The organism is Gluconobacter morbifer G707, assembly GCF_000234355.1.
Lineage (GTDB): Bacteria > Pseudomonadota > Alphaproteobacteria > Acetobacterales > Acetobacteraceae > Gluconobacter > Gluconobacter morbifer.
Window position 1 is genome coordinate 309107 of sequence record NZ_AGQV01000010.1, and the last position, 19810, is coordinate 328916.

Annotated in this window: 15 protein-coding genes; 8 read left to right on the forward strand and 7 right to left on the reverse strand. The window is 59.0% G+C overall.

The window, feature by feature from the left end:
• Window positions 1-90: 90 nt before the first annotated feature.
• Both GMO_RS11635 and gap read right to left on the reverse strand, forming a co-directional pair.
• A complete protein-coding gene (locus GMO_RS11635; RefSeq protein WP_040509428.1) occupies window positions 91-1305 on the reverse strand; it encodes a phosphoglycerate kinase in 1215 nt (404 codons plus the stop codon).
• Window positions 1306-1308: 3 nt separating this feature from the next.
• Window positions 1309-2328: a type I glyceraldehyde-3-phosphate dehydrogenase gene (gene gap, locus GMO_RS11640; RefSeq protein ID WP_008852616.1), complete on the reverse strand. Its 1020-nt coding sequence runs from the start codon at window positions 2326-2328 to the stop codon at window positions 1309-1311.
• A 145-nt stretch (window positions 2329-2473) separates the two neighbouring features.
• On the opposite strand from gap, the gene GMO_RS11645 reads away from it, so the two are divergent.
• A complete protein-coding gene (locus tag GMO_RS11645) occupies window positions 2474-2971 on the forward strand; it encodes a hypothetical protein (protein WP_008852617.1) in 498 nt (165 codons plus the stop codon).
• A gap of 23 nt (window positions 2972-2994) precedes the next feature.
• Here GMO_RS11645 and GMO_RS11650 read toward each other — a convergent pair whose 3' ends face one another.
• Window positions 2995-4041, reverse strand: coding sequence for an exodeoxyribonuclease VII large subunit (locus GMO_RS11650; protein WP_040509430.1), 1047 nt, complete (start codon window positions 4039-4041; stop codon window positions 2995-2997).
• A gap of 93 nt (window positions 4042-4134) precedes the next feature.
• On the opposite strand from GMO_RS11650, the gene GMO_RS11655 reads away from it, so the two are divergent.
• Window positions 4135-4533, forward strand: a complete 399-nt coding sequence (locus GMO_RS11655) for a DUF4186 domain-containing protein (RefSeq protein ID WP_008852619.1) — start codon at window positions 4135-4137, stop codon at window positions 4531-4533.
• On the opposite strand, the gene GMO_RS11660 is transcribed toward GMO_RS11655, so the two are convergent.
• Window positions 4515-5828: an amino acid permease gene (locus GMO_RS11660; RefSeq protein WP_040509431.1), complete on the reverse strand. Its 1314-nt coding sequence runs from the start codon at window positions 5826-5828 to the stop codon at window positions 4515-4517. The genes GMO_RS11655 and GMO_RS11660 overlap by 19 nt on opposite strands.
• 35 nt (window positions 5829-5863) lie before the next feature.
• Window positions 5864-6325 carry an Lrp/AsnC family transcriptional regulator gene (locus GMO_RS11665; RefSeq protein ID WP_008852621.1) on the reverse strand — a complete coding sequence of 154 codons (462 nt, stop codon included), beginning with the start codon at window positions 6323-6325 and terminating at the stop codon, window positions 5864-5866.
• A 110-nt stretch (window positions 6326-6435) separates the two neighbouring features.
• Between GMO_RS11665 and GMO_RS11670 the strand changes: the two genes are divergently transcribed.
• The 5 genes from GMO_RS11670 (at window position 6436) to GMO_RS11685 (ending at window position 15229) form a co-directional block, all read left to right on the forward strand.
• A complete protein-coding gene (locus GMO_RS11670) occupies window positions 6436-7911 on the forward strand; it encodes an aminotransferase class V-fold PLP-dependent enzyme (protein WP_008852622.1) in 1476 nt (491 codons plus the stop codon).
• 160 nt (window positions 7912-8071) lie between these two features.
• Window positions 8072-11680, forward strand: coding sequence for a bifunctional proline dehydrogenase/L-glutamate gamma-semialdehyde dehydrogenase PutA (gene putA / locus GMO_RS11675; protein ID WP_008852623.1), 3609 nt, complete (start codon window positions 8072-8074; stop codon window positions 11678-11680).
• Between the two features lie 8 nt (window positions 11681-11688).
• Window positions 11689-12012: a Rossmann-fold NAD(P)-binding domain-containing protein gene (locus tag GMO_RS14910; RefSeq protein ID WP_008852624.1), complete on the forward strand. Its 324-nt coding sequence runs from the start codon at window positions 11689-11691 to the stop codon at window positions 12010-12012.
• A complete protein-coding gene (locus GMO_RS14915; RefSeq protein WP_342632843.1) occupies window positions 11900-12268 on the forward strand; it encodes a Rossmann-fold NAD(P)-binding domain-containing protein in 369 nt (122 codons plus the stop codon). Before GMO_RS14910 ends, GMO_RS14915 begins: the two co-directional genes overlap by 113 nt.
• A 381-nt stretch (window positions 12269-12649) precedes the next feature.
• Complete coding sequence (locus tag GMO_RS11685) at window positions 12650-15229, forward strand: TonB-dependent receptor plug domain-containing protein (protein ID WP_040509433.1); 2580 nt, start codon at window positions 12650-12652, stop codon at window positions 15227-15229.
• Window positions 15230-15299: 70 nt separating this feature from the next.
• Here GMO_RS11685 and GMO_RS11690 read toward each other — a convergent pair whose 3' ends face one another.
• Both GMO_RS11690 and GMO_RS11695 read right to left on the reverse strand, forming a co-directional pair.
• A complete protein-coding gene (locus GMO_RS11690) occupies window positions 15300-16133 on the reverse strand; it encodes a transporter (protein ID WP_245528485.1) in 834 nt (277 codons plus the stop codon).
• A gap of 344 nt (window positions 16134-16477) precedes the next feature.
• Window positions 16478-16843, reverse strand: a complete 366-nt coding sequence (locus tag GMO_RS11695) for an ArsC family reductase (protein WP_040509534.1) — start codon at window positions 16841-16843, stop codon at window positions 16478-16480.
• Window positions 16844-17014: 171 nt separating this feature from the next.
• Here GMO_RS11695 and GMO_RS11700 point away from each other — a divergent pair, with 171 nt between their 5' ends.
• A complete protein-coding gene (locus GMO_RS11700) occupies window positions 17015-19702 on the forward strand; it encodes a Hint domain-containing protein (RefSeq protein WP_008852632.1) in 2688 nt (895 codons plus the stop codon).
• The last annotated feature ends 108 nt before the right edge of the window (window positions 19703-19810 follow it).

Sequence of the window (19810 nt, forward strand, 5' to 3'; positions counted from 1 at the left end):
TCGCAAATCGTGATGGCCGCGTAAAAAAGCGGCCCGGAACGATGTCCCGGGCCGCTGGAAACGGATGTGGTTCAGTTATTCCGCTCCGTGTCAGTCAAGACCAAGATCCTGACCGGCGGTATGCAAAACTTCGATTCCTGGAAGCATCTTGCCTTCCAGCCATTCCAGAAAAGCGCCACCCGCAGTCGAAACATAGGTCATCTTGTCGGCAACGCCGGCATGGCGCAGAGCGGAAACCGTATCACCACCTCCGGCAACGGTCCTGAGTTTGCCCTGTTCGGTCAGGCGAGCGGCTTCCTGCGCCACCTCGACCGTGGCCCTGTCAAAGGGAGGCATCTCGAACGCGCCGAGAGGACCGTTCCAGACCAGTGTTTTCAGGGACGCCAGACGGTCCTTGATCAGTTCGACCGTGCGCGGTCCGGCATCGAGGATCATGGCGTCTGCCGGAACCTCGCCGATGAGGCAGACTTCGCTCGGGGCATTGGCCCTGAATTCACGAGCCACCACGGCATCGACCGGCAGGATCAATTCGCAGCCTTTTTCTTGTGCCTGATGGGCGATCTGGCGGGCAGTCTCGTGCATGTCCGCTTCCTGGAGGGACTTGCCCACATTCATGCCTTCCGCGGCGAGGAACGTGTTGGCCATTGCGCCGGTAATGAACAGCGTGTCCACCTTTTCCAGCACATTGCCGATCAGATCCAGCTTTGTAGAGATCTTGGAGCCGCCGATAATGGCACCGACCGGCCGTTCAGGGTTTTCCAACGCCGCAGACAACGCACCGAGTTCAGCCTGCATCAGACGCCCGGCGAAAGACGGTAGATGCCGTGCGACACCCTCCGTGGAGGCATGCGCCCGATGGGCGGTCGAGAAGGCATCATTGACGAAAATATCGCCATTCTGTGCGAGTGCCTTGGAAAACTCCGGATCGTTGGCCTCTTCCCCCCCATAGAAACGGGTATTTTCGAGAACCAGCACATCGCCGTCATCAAGATGACTGACTGCGCTTTCCACATTCGGGCCGACACAATCCCCGACAAAGGAAACCGGCCTGCCAAGAACCTGCCCCAGTTTCTCGGCGATGGGACGCAGGGACAGGGAAGGCACGACCTGCCCCTTCGGGCGATCGAAATGACTCAGGACAATGACGCGCGCGCCCTTCTCCGCCAGTTCGCTCAGGGTCGGGGCCACGCGCTCGATACGGGTGGTGTCCGTGATGACGCCGTCATGCAGGGGCACGTTGAGATCCGCGCGGACAAGAACGCGTTTGCCGCGCACATCCACGCCGTCAATGGTGCGGAACGCCATCACTCACAGACTCCCGAACAGGGCGGCCGTATCGGCCATACGGTTGGAGAAACCCCACTCGTTGTCATACCAGGAGCAAACACGTACCAGCTTGCCACCATCGACAAGTGCCGTCTGCGTGGCATCAAAGGTGGAGGACGCCTTGCAGTGGTTGAAATCAGTGCTGACCAGTGGAGCGGTGCTGTATTCCAGAATACCCTTGAGGCTACCCTCAGAGGCCGTACGGATCGCCTCGTTCACGGCGTCAACCGAGGCCGGAATGGTCCGGGGCACGAAATCCAGCGAGATGAGCGACACGTTCGGCGTCGGCACGCGGATGGCCGTACCGTCCAGCCTGCCTTTCAGGTGCGGCAGAACCAGACCGACAGCGCGGGCTGCGCCCGTGGAGGTCGGGATCATATTCAGGGCGGCGGCGCGGGCGCGGCGCGGGTCCTTGTGAAGCGTGTCCACCGTGCGCTGGTCCCCGGTGTAGGAATGGATTGTGACCATATATCCGCGCTCGATGCCGAATGCTTCGTCCAGGACATGGGCGATGGGCGCCAGGCAATTCGTCGTGCAGGACGCATTGGAGATGATCTGCATGCTCGGCGTCAGGACGTCGTTGTTGACGCCGAAGACGACGGTAGCATCCACCTCGGTTCCCGGAGCAGAGATCAGGACACGCTTTGCGCCGGCTTCCAGCAGGGGAGCCGCCTTCTCTCGGGACGTGAAAAGACCCGTGCATTCCAGTGCGACATCAACGCCCTGGAATGGAACCTGCGAGGGATTACGCTCGGCCGAAACGTGGATCGGGCCGTAAATCCGGCCATTCGCCTCAATGACGAGGGCGCTGCCTTCCACCCGTACGGTGCCAGGAAAGCGGCCATGGACACTGTCATAGGACAGGAGGTGGGCATTCGCCTCAACGGAGCCGAGATCATTGATGGCCACGACTTCAACGTCGGTCCGTCCGCTTTCGATAATGCCGCGCAGAACGAGACGCCCGATACGTCCGAAACCATTGATCGCGATTTTTACGGCCATATCCGCTCTACTCCGCTACTGAGATCCTGTGTGCCTCTTCCATAGCATTGCCACAGCCAAGCGACAGGGGGGTCACAATGTTTTTGATGAAGTTGGATCTATAATCTTGCCGAACTCCTCCGTTCCTGCGACGGTCCCGCACGATATGGCTGCTACTGTCCGACATTTTCGTGCGCGGAAGGGTGTTCACCCTGCCCGTCTCCTTGCCCTTCTGGGAGCTGTTATACTGACGGCTCCGCTGCTGTCCGGCTGCAAGCTGGTGGATCAGCGGACCTTCAACCCGAATGCGGGGCGCCCGCCACAGCCGGTTGTGCCCCCGGCACCCCCTGCCCCACCCGCGAAGCCACCTTTCCTCCAGATCAGGAGCGGCACGCCGGAATCGGAGTATGGGCCGATCGTGGACCGGGCTGTAAGGGCGGCGCTGGCGCACAAGGCCAATGTGCTGTTCATCGTGCAGGGGCTGGCACCGATGCAGGCCAGTCCTGACGAACAGGCTAGGGTCCTGACCGATCTGACGAAAAAACAGCTCGCCCCGCTTGGGGCACGGATTGCACGGGCAGGCGCGCAGCCCATCCAGATCGAAATGCATGCCGCCACCGATCCGTCACTGAAGGATGCCGTGATGCGCGTGGATGTCCGCTGATTTCCGGCTGAGGGAAGAACGCGTTAGTGAAGTGTCAGGAAGATCCGGGGCAGGAGCCAGCCCAGCGCGCCACCGACAAGCAGCAGCAGCAATCCTTTGCCAAGACCTGCGAGCGGTGATGCCCGGGGCGTGACGGGAAGCGTGACAACGCTCTCCCGCAGGGCGGCAATTTCTTCCTGCTGGGCCCTTTCCTCCTCTTCCTTCTGCCAGACGCGGCCGCTCATGCGACGGATATAATGACCGGCATCGGCCGGAGTAGTAGCGGACTGATCGACCATATGTTCAGCCAGTGTGCGATTGGCGGTATGACCCAGCCCCAGAACGCGGTGCGCCGGGCAGGCCGACAGTGCCTCCAGCACGCGCGGATGTTCGAACACCAGAAACTCCGATGCGTCCCCTCCACCGCGGATCAGGACGAGAATGTCCTCCCGGCAGGTTCCGATGGCATCCGCAATGCGGTATGGGTCCATCATGGCGGTAGGCAGGATGCGGATGCGGTCCGGACGCCAGGCACCACCGAGGGCCTGAAGAAAATCTTCCGCCACAAGAGCGCTGGAGGCCGCGGAATGGATCAGCATCATGTGCGGCTCCCTGCGCGTCGGATAGGGATGAAACTCCCAGGACAGGCTCCGCATCAGATCGAGTACGGACTGTTCGGTCCGTCCGGCTTTGCGCTGGACCGGATCATGCCCGACAATGGCGAGGGCCTCGAAACGGAGGGTAACCTGTCCGCGTATCTGGCGTGCCCGCAGCATGCCGGTGACCTGAACCTGATCGCCCGAACGGACACCGGCTTCGGCTAGGACACTCTTGGTGATATCCAATGGCAGGGTCGCGCCATGCTGCGGATCAAGGAGGGGAAGCTGATAATATTTCCGATAGCTGTTCGGTGCGACATCCCCCAGTTGACCAGCCACAACAAGGGGAAAACCCCAGTCTTCGAAAGCGGAACAAATTTCATCAAGACGGGCAGCAAAAAGATCCTGCACCTGCAGTGGAGACAGTATAGGCACACCCGACGTGTCATCGGATGAAGAGAAGTGGCGGTTGCGTCTCGGAAAAGCGTCCATCTCGCACCATATGGCGAAAGAACAAATGTTCTTACAGGGGTTTATGAGCCCCTCACGCCATTTTTTCTCGTTTTTCAGGAGGTTGGGCCGGAGATGACGTCTTTTGACCTGGACGGGCTTTTTGCCCGGCTCGCACGCTCCACGTTCCGGGCGCGTTTTCATCTGGATGAACAGGCGCGGTCATATCTCGAGACACGCGGGCTGGAAGCCGTCATGGAACATGGGGCAGCATTCATTCATGACCGACTAGCACCGGCCTATCCGCTCCGGGATGGACGACAGACCCCCATGCGCGGCCATCCGGTCTTCATTGCACAGCATGCGACCGGTTCATGCTGCCGGGGCTGTCTGGCCAAATGGCACGGGATCGAACGGGGACAAGCCCTGACGGAAGAAGAACAGGCACGCGTGCTGGACACCATCCGTGCCTGGATCGAGCGGGATTTCGGGCAGGAAGTTCCTGAGGCGCCTTCTCAGGGCCGGTTGTTCTGAGCCTTTCTCAGTCGCTGACGGACAGAAGCAACAAGCAGGATGACGATGATGGCCACACTGCCGACCTCGATCTGGGAACGGGTTTCCGGCTGCATGATCATGGCCACGAGGATGCAGGCGCTCAGAAGAAGCGCGGCATAGGACGTCAGGGGTCTTTCAGGAACAAGTTTCAGCCGCCCGACAATCAGCAGCATGTTGTTGAAAACCATGAAAGCCCCGGTCAGGCTCACCAGCAGGGCGAAGATCACGGAAGGCGATAGAACAGCCATGACCGCGACGCCGACCGATGACAGAACGCTGCCGAGAATAGCGCGGCGCGGAAGGTGACTATCGGGATCGACCGGCAGGAACAGACGGGGTGCATCGCCATCCCGCGCCAGTTCGTGCAGGATACGTGACGTCACGTAGATCCCGGAGTTGAGACTGGAAAGAGCCGCCGTCAGGATCACGATGGTCATGAACAGATCCGCAAAGGGCACGTGTAGGCGATGGAGCACCAGCAGGAACGGTGACTGGCCAGATGTGACATCACTCCACGGTACGAGACAGAGGATCAGGGTAACGGACGTCAGATACAGGCCGAGAATACGGAAGGCGATGGTCCGTGTGGCCCGGACGATGTTCTGCTCCGTATTGTCGGACTCCACGGCCGCGACAGTGGAGATTTCGCTTCCCCCCATGGAAAAGAGAATGGTGGGAATGACCGCGAGCAGGGCCAGCCAGCCATGGGGCACCAGGCCGCCATGAGCAAACAGGTTGTCATGGACAGGAACGTCCTGCGTGCCCAGCGCCCAGCACCCGAGGGCGATGAACCCGGCGATGGCGAAGACCTTGATCGCGGCGAACCAGTATTCAAATTCGCCATACCCCCTGACGGACAGCAGGTTGAGGCCGGTCATGGCGGCTAGAACGATCAGTTCAAGCGCGGCATAGGGGAGCGGGATGAAAGGAGTGAGCATCGTGGCCACGGCGATGACCTCGATCGCGATGACCGTCACCCATGTCAGCCAGTAGGCCCAGCCTGCGACGAAACCGATCCGGTCTCCCAGGGCATAGCGAATTTGTTGGAGGAAGGAGGCGCGACCGGGGACCTTTCGGGCGAGATCCCGCATCATCATGTTGACGAGAAAGACAAAGGTGCCGGTGACGGAATAAGAAATAAGAACAGCCGGTCCACCCAAGGACAGGGCCGCGGAGGAACCGACGAAATATCCGGCTCCCATCACGCCGCCAAGGGCGATCATAACGATATGGCGTGTTCGAAGACTGTGCGCGAGCTGGTCAGTCTGGGTCAAAAAACCATTCCTTGCCGTAACGGATGAAAGCCCTCTCAGACCGGCAGATCCCGGTTATCAGCCAGCGTTTCCATGGTCATGTAGGATGTGACGGCATCCAGTTCGACCCGGTTTATGATCTGCTGATAGACACGGTCGAAATCATTCATGTCGCAGGCAATCACCTTCAGAAGGTAGTCGTATTCACCCGCAATTCGATAAAAATCAATGATATTTGGTATCGAGATCACAACATTCCGGAATGTCTCGAACCATTCCGTGCTGTGATGGCGTGTCCGCAGGAGCACGAACACGGTCAGTGAAAGCCCGAGCGCGCGCGCATTGAGGCGGACGGTGTCATGACTGATGATGCCTCTCTCCTGCAGGGCGTTCAGCCGCCTCCAGCAGGCATTCTGGGAAAGGCCGACCTTCTCGGCCAGCTCGCGCTGCGAGGGTGTGCCCTGCTTCTGGAGGATTTTCAGAATGGCACGATCAATCTGATCTAATTTTTTTGTCATACCAGCGCAAATGACAACAGAAATATCTTTTCTGTCCAGAAAAACAAACCGATCGAACCTGCTGATGTGATCTATCGTACCGTTTCAGACCAGCAGTGGAGGAGTGGGATATGGAGACGGTCAACTGCCTTGCGAACAGCACGGATCTTCTGGACCGGTTTGAGGCTTCCCTGACCCGGGCAGGACGCGAGAGTCTGGCAGCGGGTGTCATTGGCGATGGCGCGGCATTCACCGGCCCTTTTGGCAGGCAGTACCTTCTCTATGCCGATTATGTTGCGTCTGGGCGGGCCATGAAACCGGTGGAGGACTTCGTCATGACCGAAATTCTTCCCTTCTATGCCAACAGCCATACTGAGGCGTCTTTCTGCGGTGCGTTCATGACGCGGCTGCGCAACAGTGCGCGGGCGACCATTGCACGACTGTGCCATGCCCCGGAGGAAACCTTCAGCACCATCTTCATGGGCAACGGGGCAACCGCGGGACTTAACCGTCTTGTGCATCTTCTGGATATTCCCGCCCTCTGCGCTGCCGGGCACCGGCCTGTCGTGTTCATCGGACCATACGAGCACCACTCCAACATCCTCCCCTGGCGGGAAAGCGGAGCGGACATCATCGAGATCCCTGAAAGCCCGCAAGGCGGGCCTGATCTGGCTGTTCTGGAAGACGCGCTGAAAAACGTAGGCGGAGAGCGACTAAAGATCGGATCATTCTCCGCAGCATCCAACGTGACGGGGATCGTGACGGATGTGGATCCCGTCACGATATTGCTCAAACGGTATGGTGCGCTGGCCATCTGGGACTATGCGGGGGCTGGCCCCTACATGCCGATCGACATGAAGTCAGGCACACCGGCGGAGAAAGACGCGATTGTCGTGTCCTGCCACAAGTTCCTTGGCGGGCCAGCCGCATCGGGGGTTCTGATCGTGCGCAAGGACGTGGTGTCACGCCGGACACCGGTGCTGCCCGGCGGCGGTACTGTCCGGTTCGTTTCACCGTGGTCCCATGACTACACTGACCATCTTGCTGCGCGGGAGGAGAGCGGCACGCCGGATGTCATCGGAGACATCCGTGCGGCCCTGGCCTTCATCGTCAAGGCCGTAATCGGTGAGGATTTCATGGCCGAACGCAACACCGAACTGCGGACCCGGGCGCTGGACGTCTGGAATGCCAACCCGAATATCGAGATCCTTGGCCTACCCGACTTGAAGGCGCTGCCCATCTTCTCTTTCCGGGTCAGGAATGCCAGCCAGGGCGGGTACATCCATCAGCAGCTTTTCACACGGATGTTGTCTGACCGGTATGGAATTCAGGCACGGGGCGGGTGCGCCTGTGCCGGACCCTATGCCCATCGTCTGCTCGGGATCGGGGAAGCAGCTTCCGAAACCATTCGGCAGGCCATCCTGTCCGGACAGGAAATCGACAAGCCGGGCTGGACGCGTCTGAATTTCAGTGTCCTGATGGATGACGGCAAAGTCGAACGGATCATCCGGGCTGTTGACGAACTGGCTCGGGCACCGGAAGCCGTTGCGGCACAGTATGAATGCGATGTCTCCACGGCCCGTTTTCATCCCAGAGCGGCAGCCTGAACCGGGTGACATGGAACGGTTTCTTGAAAGAGCCACAGAGGGAAAGAAAGCATCTGAGGAAAAGGGGTGTGTATTGTTCAGGCCGACAGATGAGACTATGCGAAGATAAAGCGGGATTTCGATCCCCTGATCTGCACACGACGCGTCCGAGGTCGAGTCCATGTCTTTTACGCTGCCGTCCTATCCGTCCCGTTCCTCCCTCCGTCAGGCCATTGATGCTGACCGGCGACGACCGGAAGCCGAATGCATTCTTCCCCTGATCGATGAAGCAACCCTGACTGACACGCAGCAGGCCGACACTCATGCCCTCGCCCGCCAGCTGACGGCGGGGGTACGGGCAAAGAAACGACCGGTGGGTGTCGAGGCGCTGGTGCAGGAATTCTCCCTTTCCTCAGCGGAAGGCGTGGCCCTGATGGGGCTGGCTGAAGCTCTGCTCCGCATTCCGGATGCTGCCACGCGCGATGCGCTGATCCGGGACAGGATCGGCAATGGCGACTGGCTGGCCCATGTCGGAAATGGCCGCTCCCTGTTCACGAATGCGGCATCCTGGGGACTGAAGCTCACGGACCATCTGACGCGGGATGGTGGAAAGGGGTTGGCAGGCACGCTGCTGGGCCTGATCGGGCGCGGCGGACAGCCTCTCATACGCGAAGCGCTCGATGTGGCGATGCGGATGATGGGGAACCAGTTCGTCACGGGAGAGACGATCAGGGAAGCCCGGCGCAACAGTCTTGCCTTGGAGAACCGCGGCTTTACCTATTCCTACGACATGCTGGGAGAAGCAGCGATGACGGCGGCCGATGCGCTGCGTTATCGCGTGGATTATGAGCGGGCGATCGAGGTCGTGGGTGAAACCGCCCGTGGCGTGGCCCTGCATGAGCGGCCGGGCGTTTCCATCAAGCTTTCGGCCCTCCATCCGCGTTATGTCTTTGCCCAGCGTGAACGGGTCATGACGGAACTGGGTGAGACGCTGCGTTATCTCGCGACCCGTGCCCGCAGCTTCAATATCGGCCTGACCATTGACGCGGAAGAAAGCGAACGGCTGGATCTTTCGCTCGATCTTCTGGAAGACCTCTGCCACTGCCCGGAACTGGAAGGCTGGAACGGGATCGGGTTTGTCGTTCAGGCTTATGGACGCCGGGCACGGAAAGTCGTGGATTTCCTCGTGGATCTGGCGCAGCGGACGAAGCACCGGCTCATGATCCGGCTGGTCAAGGGGGCTTACTGGGACAGCGAGATCAAGAGGACGCAGGTCGAGGGGCAGGCGGATTTCCCGGTCTTCACCCGCAAATGCTACACGGATGTCAGCTATATCGCCTGCGCGAAAAGGCTGCTTGCGTCCCGGGACGTAGTTTTTCCCCAGTTTGCTACACATAATGCCCGCACGGTCGCGACAATCTATACGCTGGCAGGGCTGAATTTCCAGCCCGGGGATTATGAATTCCAGTGTCTGCACGGCATGGGAGAAACACTTTATGAAGAGATTGTCGGGCCGGAAAAACTGAAACGTCCCTGCCGGATCTATGCGCCGGTTGGATCCCATGAAACGCTCCTGCCCTATCTGGTGCGCCGTCTGCTTGAGAATGGGGCCAATTCATCTTTTCTGCATCAGATCAACGCGCGGGATGTGGACGTTGAACAGGTCATTGCCGATCCGGTCGCGCTCGCGCATGCGGTTCAGCCGCCGGGTGCTTCCCATCCGGGTATTGCGCTACCCTGTGACCTGTTTGCTCCGGAACGACGCAATTCAGCCGGTACGGATCTGACGGACGAACAGACCGTAATGACGCTGGCCAAAGCCGTAGCGCAATCCACCGCTTCCGAACGGGAGAACCTCGGCTGTTCGGGCGAGGCACAGACGATCATCAACCCTGCCGATCCCAGTGACCGGATCGGAACCGTCACGCTGGGGACGGAGACGGATATCCGCCGGGCGATCGCCATCGCCGTACGGGGCCTGTCGGGCTGGGCCGGTCTGGAAGTTTCCGACCGAAGCGACAGGCTCGACCGTGCAGCGGATCTGCTGGAAGATCATCACCCTGAACTCGTGGCGCTTCTGGTGCGGGAAGCAGGCAAGACCTATGCCAATGCTGTCAGCGAAGTCCGCGAAGCCGTGGATTTTCTGCGCTATTATGCCGTGCAGGCTCGTGAGCTCGCCGCGCAGGGGCCAGTGGCTTCCCTGGGCGTCATGGCCTGCATCAGCCCCTGGAACTTCCCGCTGGCGATTTTTGTGGGACAGGTTGCCGCCGCACTGGCTACGGGGAACACGGTCATTGCCAAACCTGCACCAGAAACACCGTTCATTGCGCTGCGCGCCGTGGAACTGCTTCAGGAAGCCGGGATTCCGAAATCCGTCCTGCGCGTCGTCCCTGGCGATGGCCTGACCGGCGCGGCCCTTGTGGAGGACGAGCGCATCGCCGGCGTCCTGTTCACGGGATCGACCGCCGTTGCGGAGAAGATTGCCGAAACACTGGCGGGACGAACCGGAACAGATGGGCAGCCTGTGCCGCTGATTGCGGAAACAGGCGGGCAGAATGCCATGATCGTGGACAGTTCCGCCCTGCCTGAGCAGGTGGTGACGGATGTGCTGGCCTCGGCGTTCGACAGTGCAGGGCAACGTTGTTCCGCGCTGCGTGTACTCTGCGTGCAGGAAGACTGCGCAGATCAGGTTCTGACCATGCTGCGCGGAGCGATGGAAGAACTACGCATCGGCAATCCAGCCCTGCTGGAAACGGATATAGGCCCCGTCATTTCGCAAAAATCGCACGAGGGTCTGTTGTCCTATATTGCGGACATGCGCAGCAATGGCCGTTCCGTTCAGTCCCTGTCACTATCTGGAACCCAAGCGGACGGAACATTCGTGGCGCCAACACTTATTGAAATCACTGGACTGGGGCAGTTGCGCGGAGAAGTCTTTGGGCCTGTCCTGCATGTTCTGCGGTTTCCGGCCTGCAATCTTGAACGCCTGATCCAGACCATCAACCATTCCGGCTATGGCCTTACCTTCGGACTGCATACGCGGATCGAGAGCCGAGCGCAGTCCATCACGGGACGGGTCCAGGCCGGAAATCTGTACGTGAACCGCAATATGGTCGGGGCCGTCGTGGGCAGCCAGCCTTTCGGTGGGGAAAAGCTTTCCGGCACGGGTCCGAAAGCGGGAGGGCCGCTGATCCTGCGTCGCCTGATGGCGAGCGCCCTTCCCCATGCCGGATGGAACCGTGGCGATCTGCCTGAGCCGGCCAGGACGTTCCTGTCCTGGCTGCTGCACCGCGACCTGCCGCTCTATCAGAAACTCGCCCCGGACATGCTGCATGGACTGTCTGGCACAGTGCGCGACCTGCCGGGCCCCGTAGGAGAAAGCAACCGGTATACCCTCCTGCCCCGAGGCGGGGTCCTGTGCATTGCCAGCGACAAGGCAATGTTGCTCCGGGCGGTTGGACTGGCTCTGAGTGCGGGGAATGTGGCGTTTGTCCAGGGGCCGAATGCGGCTGCGAACTGGGTGAAGGATCTTCCGCCACGCATGGCGCTGCATGTCCGCCGTGTCCAGGGCGGGAAAGCCGAGGACTGCAGGATCATCCTGTCATCCTTTGACGAGCAGCAGATGGCGGAACAGGCCCGCAGGACGCTCTCCCGCTCAGGGGTTGTCGTCTCCGTCCATCTTATGGATGCCGGAAGTCCGATACGACCGGAATGGGTGCTCAAAGAGAAGGTCATCAGCACAAACACGGCAGCCGCAGGCGGGAATGCAAGCCTCCTGACGATTGCATAGGAACAGGGATGAAAACTTTCACGGCGGCTGAAACTGCGCGCCTTCTGCCGTTTCAGCCGCTGGTGGACATGCTGCGTGCAACGTTGCTCGACTATCAGGCCGGACAGATCCTCTGTCCGGCACGGACTATCCTGTCACTTCCCGGTCGTTCCGGGCAGTTGATATCCATGCCGGTCATGGCGCCCGATCTTCTGGCCACCAAGCTGCTGACCATTCTTGATGAAAACAGGACGCGTGGTCTGCCTACCATCCAGGGGGCTGATTGGAACCGGTGCACAGGCACGGGTTCATCTGGAAGCGCTGAACACGCTTCATCCCGGACTGCGAGTTGATGTCCGCGGCCGCTCGCCCGAACGGGTGAAGGCCCTTCTGACGACAATCCCCTGCCCCGCTCTCACGCTGGCAGCAGATGATCCGGCGTTTACGGATCATGATGTGGTCATTACCGTGACGAGCAGTCGCGATGTGCTGTTTGATGCGCAGCCTTCGCCGAAGCGGCTTGTTATCGGGGTCGGGGCGTACCGCCCGGATATGGTGGAAGTAGGGCCGATGATCGTGGCCGGAAGGAAGCCTCCTCATCGTCGATGATCCGGTGGGCGCCCCTTCCGAGGCCGGAGATTTCATTCAGGCAGGCACGGACTGGAAGCAAGTACGATCTCTGGCAGAGATGCTGCAAACACAACGACCCGTTTCCAGGCCGGTTTTCTTCAAGAGCGTCGGCTGTGCGGCATGGGATCTGGCGGCGTGCCGTCTGGTGCGGGCATCCTTGGCTGACGGGACAATCTGACTCGGACTTTTCCGGCGAAAGCAGGCCCGAAGTGTTCTTTTGACAGGACACACGTAACAGTCAAAACATTTTAGTGTCATTCGTGCAACATTGCGGATTATTTACGACTGATTGATGAAATAAATCTCTTCTATTCCATTACAGATATGGAATTGTTTTTCTTCCAGCCAGGAAGGATTGCCATGCAGCTTCGCCGCCAGCTTTTCATTGCCACGACCCTCGCGTCACTAACTTATACATCTGCCTTTGCGGAAGGAGATACCCCGGCGGCTTCCCATTCTCATCATCCCTCTCCCGCAACGCCTCACACATCCCGTGCGCCAAGAGGCGCAACACACAGAACAGCAGCCCCAGCGGCACGCCGTCATTCCACGGCAGAGCCTCCCTCGGGCAACGAAGCCATGATCGTGACAGGGACACATGCCAGCAACCGTCACGCCCGGCAGAGTGTTTCGCCCGTGACGGTCGTGACTGCTGCCACCCTGCGTCATTCTGGTATGGTCAACCTGGCCGATGCACTGACCCGGACTTACGCCCAGATCAATGTCTCGGCCATGGGCTCGGATGCGGGAGCGCTGACCTCCTCCATCCGGATGCGCGGCCTCAACCCCAATCAAGTCCTCGTTCTGGTGGACGGCAAGCGACGCCATACTACTGCGAATATTTACGCCGACAGCGGACCCCAGTTTGGCGCGACGCCTGTTGATCTGAACATGATCCCTGCCAACGCCATCGATCATATCGAGGTTCTCGAAGACGGTGCGGCAGCCATGTACGGGTCGGACGCGATTGCCGGCGTGGTCAACATCATCACGAAGAAGACATCTCATGGGCTGAACGTGAGTGCCCAAACGGGAGCAAATGCCTATAACGGGGATGGCTGGCAGTATCAGGTCAATGCCGATGGCGGGCTGAAGCTCGGGAATGATGGCTACATCCACATCAGTGGGCAGGAAACGCATACGGACCACTTCATCACGAAAAATGTCAGTGACCACCGTCTTGTCGGTTACACGCCAGCGGGTGTCGCCAATGAACTTTATACTGCTCCGGCAGGTGGATATCAGCCGCCTGCCACCAGCAACAAGATCATGAGTACGCCGGAAGAAACGCGCGAGAACCTCATGATCGACTTCGGAAAGCCCATCACAGAGAAAGTGAATTTCTACGGGCAGATCACATACGCGCACCGGCACTCGGAAGCTTATGAAAACTACCGCACGCCGGACATCATGCCCGAATATTATCCGGAGGGCTTCACCCCGATCGAAACCATCGAAGAGAACGACTTTGCCGCTCTCCTGGGTCTGAAGGGAAATGTCTTCGGCTTCGACTGGGATCTCAGTACCGTTTATGGCGAGGACACGGACAAGGTCGGCAATAAAAATACCGTCAACCCGAACTATTACGCCACCTATGGGTGGTCTCCGACCAAGGCACGGGCCGAGAGCTATACAATGTCCCAATGGACCAACAGCCTTGATTTCCGCCGCCACTTCAACATCGCCAATACAGTTCCCATGACGCTGGCTTTCGGCGGACAGCATCGCCTTGAAGGATACCAGATCGTCGCGGGCAATCCGGCATCCTACGAAATGGGCGGAACGCAGGGCTATGCTGGTCTGACACCGCAGGATGCGGGAACCTGGTGGCGGGACATCTGGGCAGCCTATCTAGATGGAGACTTCCACTTTACCAAAAAATGGGAAGTCGATTTCGCTGGCCGTTTCGAACATTACACGGACGTCGGCAACACCGAGAACGGCAAAATCTCGACGCGGTATGACTTTACCAAACGTATTGGCATCCGCGGAACGATTACGAACGGCTTCCGCGCCCCAACACTAGCCGAACAGCATTTCAGTGCGCTGAACGTCGCTCCCAACGGGGCTGGCGGACTGCTGCCGGTTGATTCGGCTGCGGCACGGAGCCTCGGGGCATCTCCACTGAAGCCCGAGCGCTCTACCAGTGCGAGCGGTGGCATCGTTCTGGAGCCGGTAACGGGCTGGCATATCGAGACGGACGTCTATCAGATCAACATCCGTGACCGGATCGTGGCGGGTGGAACGACCAACGGGCTTGCCGCCGTGGACGCGATCGAATCCCTTGGCATCGCGCTACCCAGCAATCTGAGTGGTGCGGACAATCAAAACGTCACGGCATATTATTTCGCCAACGGGGCCAGCACGCGAACCCAGGGGCTGGACATCAAGAGCGACTACATGTTCCGGCTCCACAAATACGGCAATCTGACGCTCTCCATGGCGCTGGATCTGAACCGTACCCGCCTGCACCACAACGGGATCGGCAGTAACGGATCGGCCCTGCTGACGGAACAGAATATTGCCTCCATCACCTCGGCTTATCCGCGCAGCAAGATTATCCTGAATGCTTACTGGTCTTACAAGAACTGGGACGTCAACATCCGGCAGACCCGTTACGGCGAGACGACCAGCATGCTGACTTACGAGGACTGGACACCATCCGCCGCGACCTGCCCCGATGGCAGCGGCAAACAGTATTCCAACACCTGCTTCCAGCAGTTCAAGAACACACCTCGCTGGCTGACGGATCTTGAGATCGGATATCGCTTCAACGAGAACTGGCATATCGCTGTCGGCGCGAACGATATCTTCAATGTCCGTCCGAGAAAGATCCCTGCAATCGCCAACAGTCTGGGTGCGTCACCTTACGATGGCGATTCCGCACAGGTTCCGATGTATGGCGGTTATTACTACGGTCGGATCAACGCGAATTTCTGAAGCAGTCTGTCATGCGGGAGCGCCGGCCTCTCGAAAAAACGGGAGGCCGGCGCTCCCGCATGACGCAAACTCACCACGTATAGACGAACTTCATGTAATAGGCGTTTGTCTCGGGAACATTGCGGCCATCCACAGAATGGGAATAACGGGTGGTCAGGGAAAAATCCTTCGTGATGAAGATCATTGCTCCCAGTCCAAGTGCGATTTCCCGCCCGCTGGAATCTGCGACCCAGAGGTTCGACGTGTTGTCGTGCATGCCGCCGGTATTCTGCCAGTCCAGAGCAAAAAATGGTTCGATGCGCTGGGTCGCTTTCCAGCTGAATCTCAAATTTGTGTAGAAGACATTGCCTGGCGAATAGCTGTGTTCTCCAGTCTTGTGTTTCGTGGAACCGACGACGCTGCCCAGATCGCCGTCAAAACTGAAATGCTTCCATTCATAATCGAAAATGATGCTGGAGAGATTGGCCCAGTACCCAGAAGAGAGGGAATCCCGGGTGCCGGACGGTGTTTCCATGAAGGTCTGGATGCCGAGGGTACTGTGCTTGTTGGGCTTAAACCAGGCGGCAGGGCCAACAATTGTCGTGCCGAGGCCGCCGTAGTTGGTCCCGTTTGCAAGCGCGAAACTTTCAGCCTGAATGAGCTCAAAAGCGAACCCCACATGGGGAATGGCATCAAAAGTACGGAAATGGACATATTTGGTCATGCCGGACCACGTATGACTTCCGCCCCGCGGCTGCCGGCTTCCCTGGCTGTCATAACTATTACCCGCAGCGTTGCCATCTCCGTACTGGACGAGGACGTTGAACGGTTTGTAGTCCACCGGAAGATCGTATTCATGGGGACCGATAATGGCGAGTGCGATGTCGGAAGCCTGCAGAGAGGCTGTCGAACAGTACAGAATCACGGGCAGACAGCATGTTTTCAGAACCCGAAAACAGAGTTCAGGCCGAAATTTCCGGGGCATGGCGTGCAAATCCATCGAGCAGCAGGGACGCATGTTCTTTAGAACAGACACCCCAGAATTCACGAAAAACCAGTGACCGGTCCGGACTGATCTCCGTTTCCTAAGATGAAACGGATGTTATCGTCGTCTCGACGGAGGCAAACCCCTGACACCACCCGAGTGCGATCACAATGCATCGTTTCCCGACGATGTGATGGGGGCATGAATACTGCCAGAGTTACATTGACAAACTATTTCTTACCTTCAGCAGTTATCCTGAATATTCCACGTTAGTAAAGCGTCCATCAGACTCCTGAAGCAAAGATCCTTTCGTAAAGTTCCGGTTTGAAGCCCGTGATCGGAGCAGCCCCCGGTCGCTCCAGAACCGGGCGACGGATCATGGCGGGCTGTTCCAGCATCAGGGTCATGGCTTTTTCTGCTGTCAGGCTACCTTTTTTCTCCTGAGGAAGGCGCCTGAAAGTGGTCCCTGACTGGTTGAGCAGAGCTTTCCACCCTAGCTGGTCTACCCAACGCTTCAGGTGCTCTTCCGGAACGCCATCCTTGCGGTAATCGTGAAAAACATAGGCAACACCGTGATCGTCCAGCCACGCACGAGCTTTTCGCATCGTGTCGCAGCTTCTGATGCCATAGAGCGTAACAGGTGCGGTCATGTCATGTCCCATGATCTGAATGATGGAATGCTCTTTCTGCCAGAAACGATGAGATGTCAGATATCCGTGAAATCCGCCACATTTTGTAAAAATTCCAAAAAACGCGTTGTTAATTTTTTCCAATCTCTGCATGTTAAGTAATTGTTAAGCATCTCTGGCGGATAAACCCACATGAGCAATCAGACGGTATCTTCAGGTATTCTCTCAAGCGGCACGACTGTTTCCAGCGGTGACACGCTGGTCGTGGCAAATGGTGGAACCATCAGCGGCACCTCTCTTGAAGGAGGAACAACGAGTGATGCCATTCTGAGCGGGCGCACGGCGTTCCAGCATGTTCTGGCAGGTGGTACGGACTCCGGGACCACGATTGAGGCAGGCGCCAAGGAATGGTTGGATGGTACCGCGATTGGCGATACGCTGGCTGGTGTAGGTGAGCTGCATATCGGCTCAGGCGCGTCGGCCACAGATACGTCCGTTCAGACACACGGCCACGAATATGTCAGCGCCGGGGGCGTCTCCACAGGCTCCCACCTAGCTTATCAGGGCATGCAGTTCGTGGCGGGTACGTCGAATGACGCGACACTGTCCACCAACAGCATTCAGGTTGTCAGCGCCAGCGGCATGGTAAATGACGCCACGCTAGACACGGGTGCCACGCAGTATGATGCCGGCATCACGATGGGAACGAAGCTGAACAGCGGTGGCACGGAAATCGTTTCGTCTGATGGCGTCTCCCTGAACACGCAGATCGGGAATGGCGGCATCGAGAGGACGACCCAGGGCGGCGTTTCCGAATCGGCCATTGTGAGTACTGGTGGTCTTGAAGACGTCCAGTCCGGCGGCCGCACCGACAATCTTACGGTCAACGGTGGCCGGGTCGACGTCGAGAACGGCGGGTTCGGTGCTGGAACAACAGTGAAGAGCGGCTCCGTTGCGATCAGCGCTGGCGGCATGGACATCAATACGGCTGTCAGCGGCGGCACGGTCACAGACGCTGGCGCACTCAGCGATACAACAATCACGGGCGGTACCGTCACGATCGCGAGTGGTGGTTTTGCCTCCGCCACAACGGAATACAAGGGTTACATTGACGTCCAGTCCGGTGGGACGACGCTTAATACCGCTATCAATGGTGGCCCGGCCTATGAGACTATCGAGGCTGGCGGCACGGAGATGAACGCGAGCATCATCCGTGGTGAGGACTGGGTATCGGGCGTGGCACTGAACGACAGCGCCACGACTCTGGGCAAGATCGATGTCATGTCTGGTGGTTATACCAGCGGCAGCACGATCACGCGTCATGCCCATGAGACGATCAGCGCCGGTGGCGTGGCATCCGGTACGATCCTTGACCAGCAGGGCATGGATTACGTGATGGGATCGTCCGTCAATGCGACGGTCAAGGGCGGAAGCGAGCAGTTTATCAGTGCAGGCGGTGTGGCCACCGATGCGACGGTCGGCAGTGGTTCTCTGCAGTACGACAGCGGTGAGACAGACGGAACTGTTCTGGAAGACCATGCCTACGAGACAGTGACGTCCGGTGGCGTGGCCAAGGGAACAGTCGTTGAGAATGGTGCCTTCCTGACGGTTGATGCCGGTGGCGAGATCGACGGAACAGTGCTGCAGGCCGGTGGTGGCATCGACATCGACAGCCTTCAGTACGGGGATGTTACCAAGGCAGCCATCGAGGGCGACACGCTGGTCGTCACCGAAAACGGGCAGAGCTACACGCTTGATCTGGCTGGCGATTACAGCGGCTACCATGCCGATCTGACCAAGGCCGCCGATGGCAGTACCATCGTTCGTCTGGGCAAGGGCGAGGAAGTCTGTTTCCTGCCGGGCACCATGATCCGCACGCCGGATGGGGAAACTGCCATTGAGGAACTGCGCATCGGGGATGATGTGCTGGCCTGGGTGGAAGACGCACCCGTGACGCGCCGGATCACCTGGATTGGCAGCCGCCGCGTTCAGGCGCAGGGCGGAGCCGCCGCACAGTCCGGACATCCGGTCCATATCCTGAAAGATGCCATTGCCGAAGGCATGCCATATAAGGATCTGCTGGTTACGCCCGAACACTGCCTGTTCATTGACGGCGGTTTCGTACCGACGCGGATGCTGGTGAATGGTCGCTCCATTTTCTATGACCGTTCCATTGCGGTTTACGATTACTTCCACATTGAGACAGAAAACCATTCCGTCATCATGGCGGATGGAATGCTGACGGAAAGCTATCTGGATACGGGCAACCGTCGCAGCTTTACACAGCACGGTACCGTGGCGCAGCTGGGTGGACGCCAGAAGAGCTGGGAGCAGGATGCCGCAGCCACACTGACGGTGGATCGTGCAACAGTGGAGCCCCTCTTCCGCACGCTGGAAGCGCGGGCCGTCGCCGCCGGTTTCGATCTGCGTGAAGCCGCTCCGACCCTGACGGATGATGCGGACCTTCATCTGGTCACGCCTCAGGGTCAGGTGATCCATCCAAGCCGCACGGCAGGTGATCGCGCAGTCTTCATGATCCCGACCGACGTGCATGAGGTGCGGCTGGTTTCCCGCACATTCCGCCCGTCTGAAACGGAAGGTCCGTTCGTGGATGACCGTCGTGACCTTGGCGTTTTGGTCGGCGACGTATCGCTCTATGACTCCGGTGCAACCCGTCATCTCGACGAGCATTTCAACGCCGGGACACTGTCGGGCTGGGCCAACCCTGAAGACGGTGCATGCCGCTGGACAACGGGTAATGCCGTTCTGGACCTTGGATCGCGGGAGCCTAACAGCCTTGCGCTTCTCTCCGTTCAGGTTCTCGCAGCTGGTCCGTACGCTCTGGACGAAGAGACGCAGGTGGACAGCCAAACGGCCTGAACCTCACGAAAAAAGCCTGGTCCATCAGGACCGGGCTTTTCTGGTCACGTTCTGCCTGCGACGGCTGGTCTTTCCGGATCAGCCGCCGTTTTTTTGACCAGCGTGCCG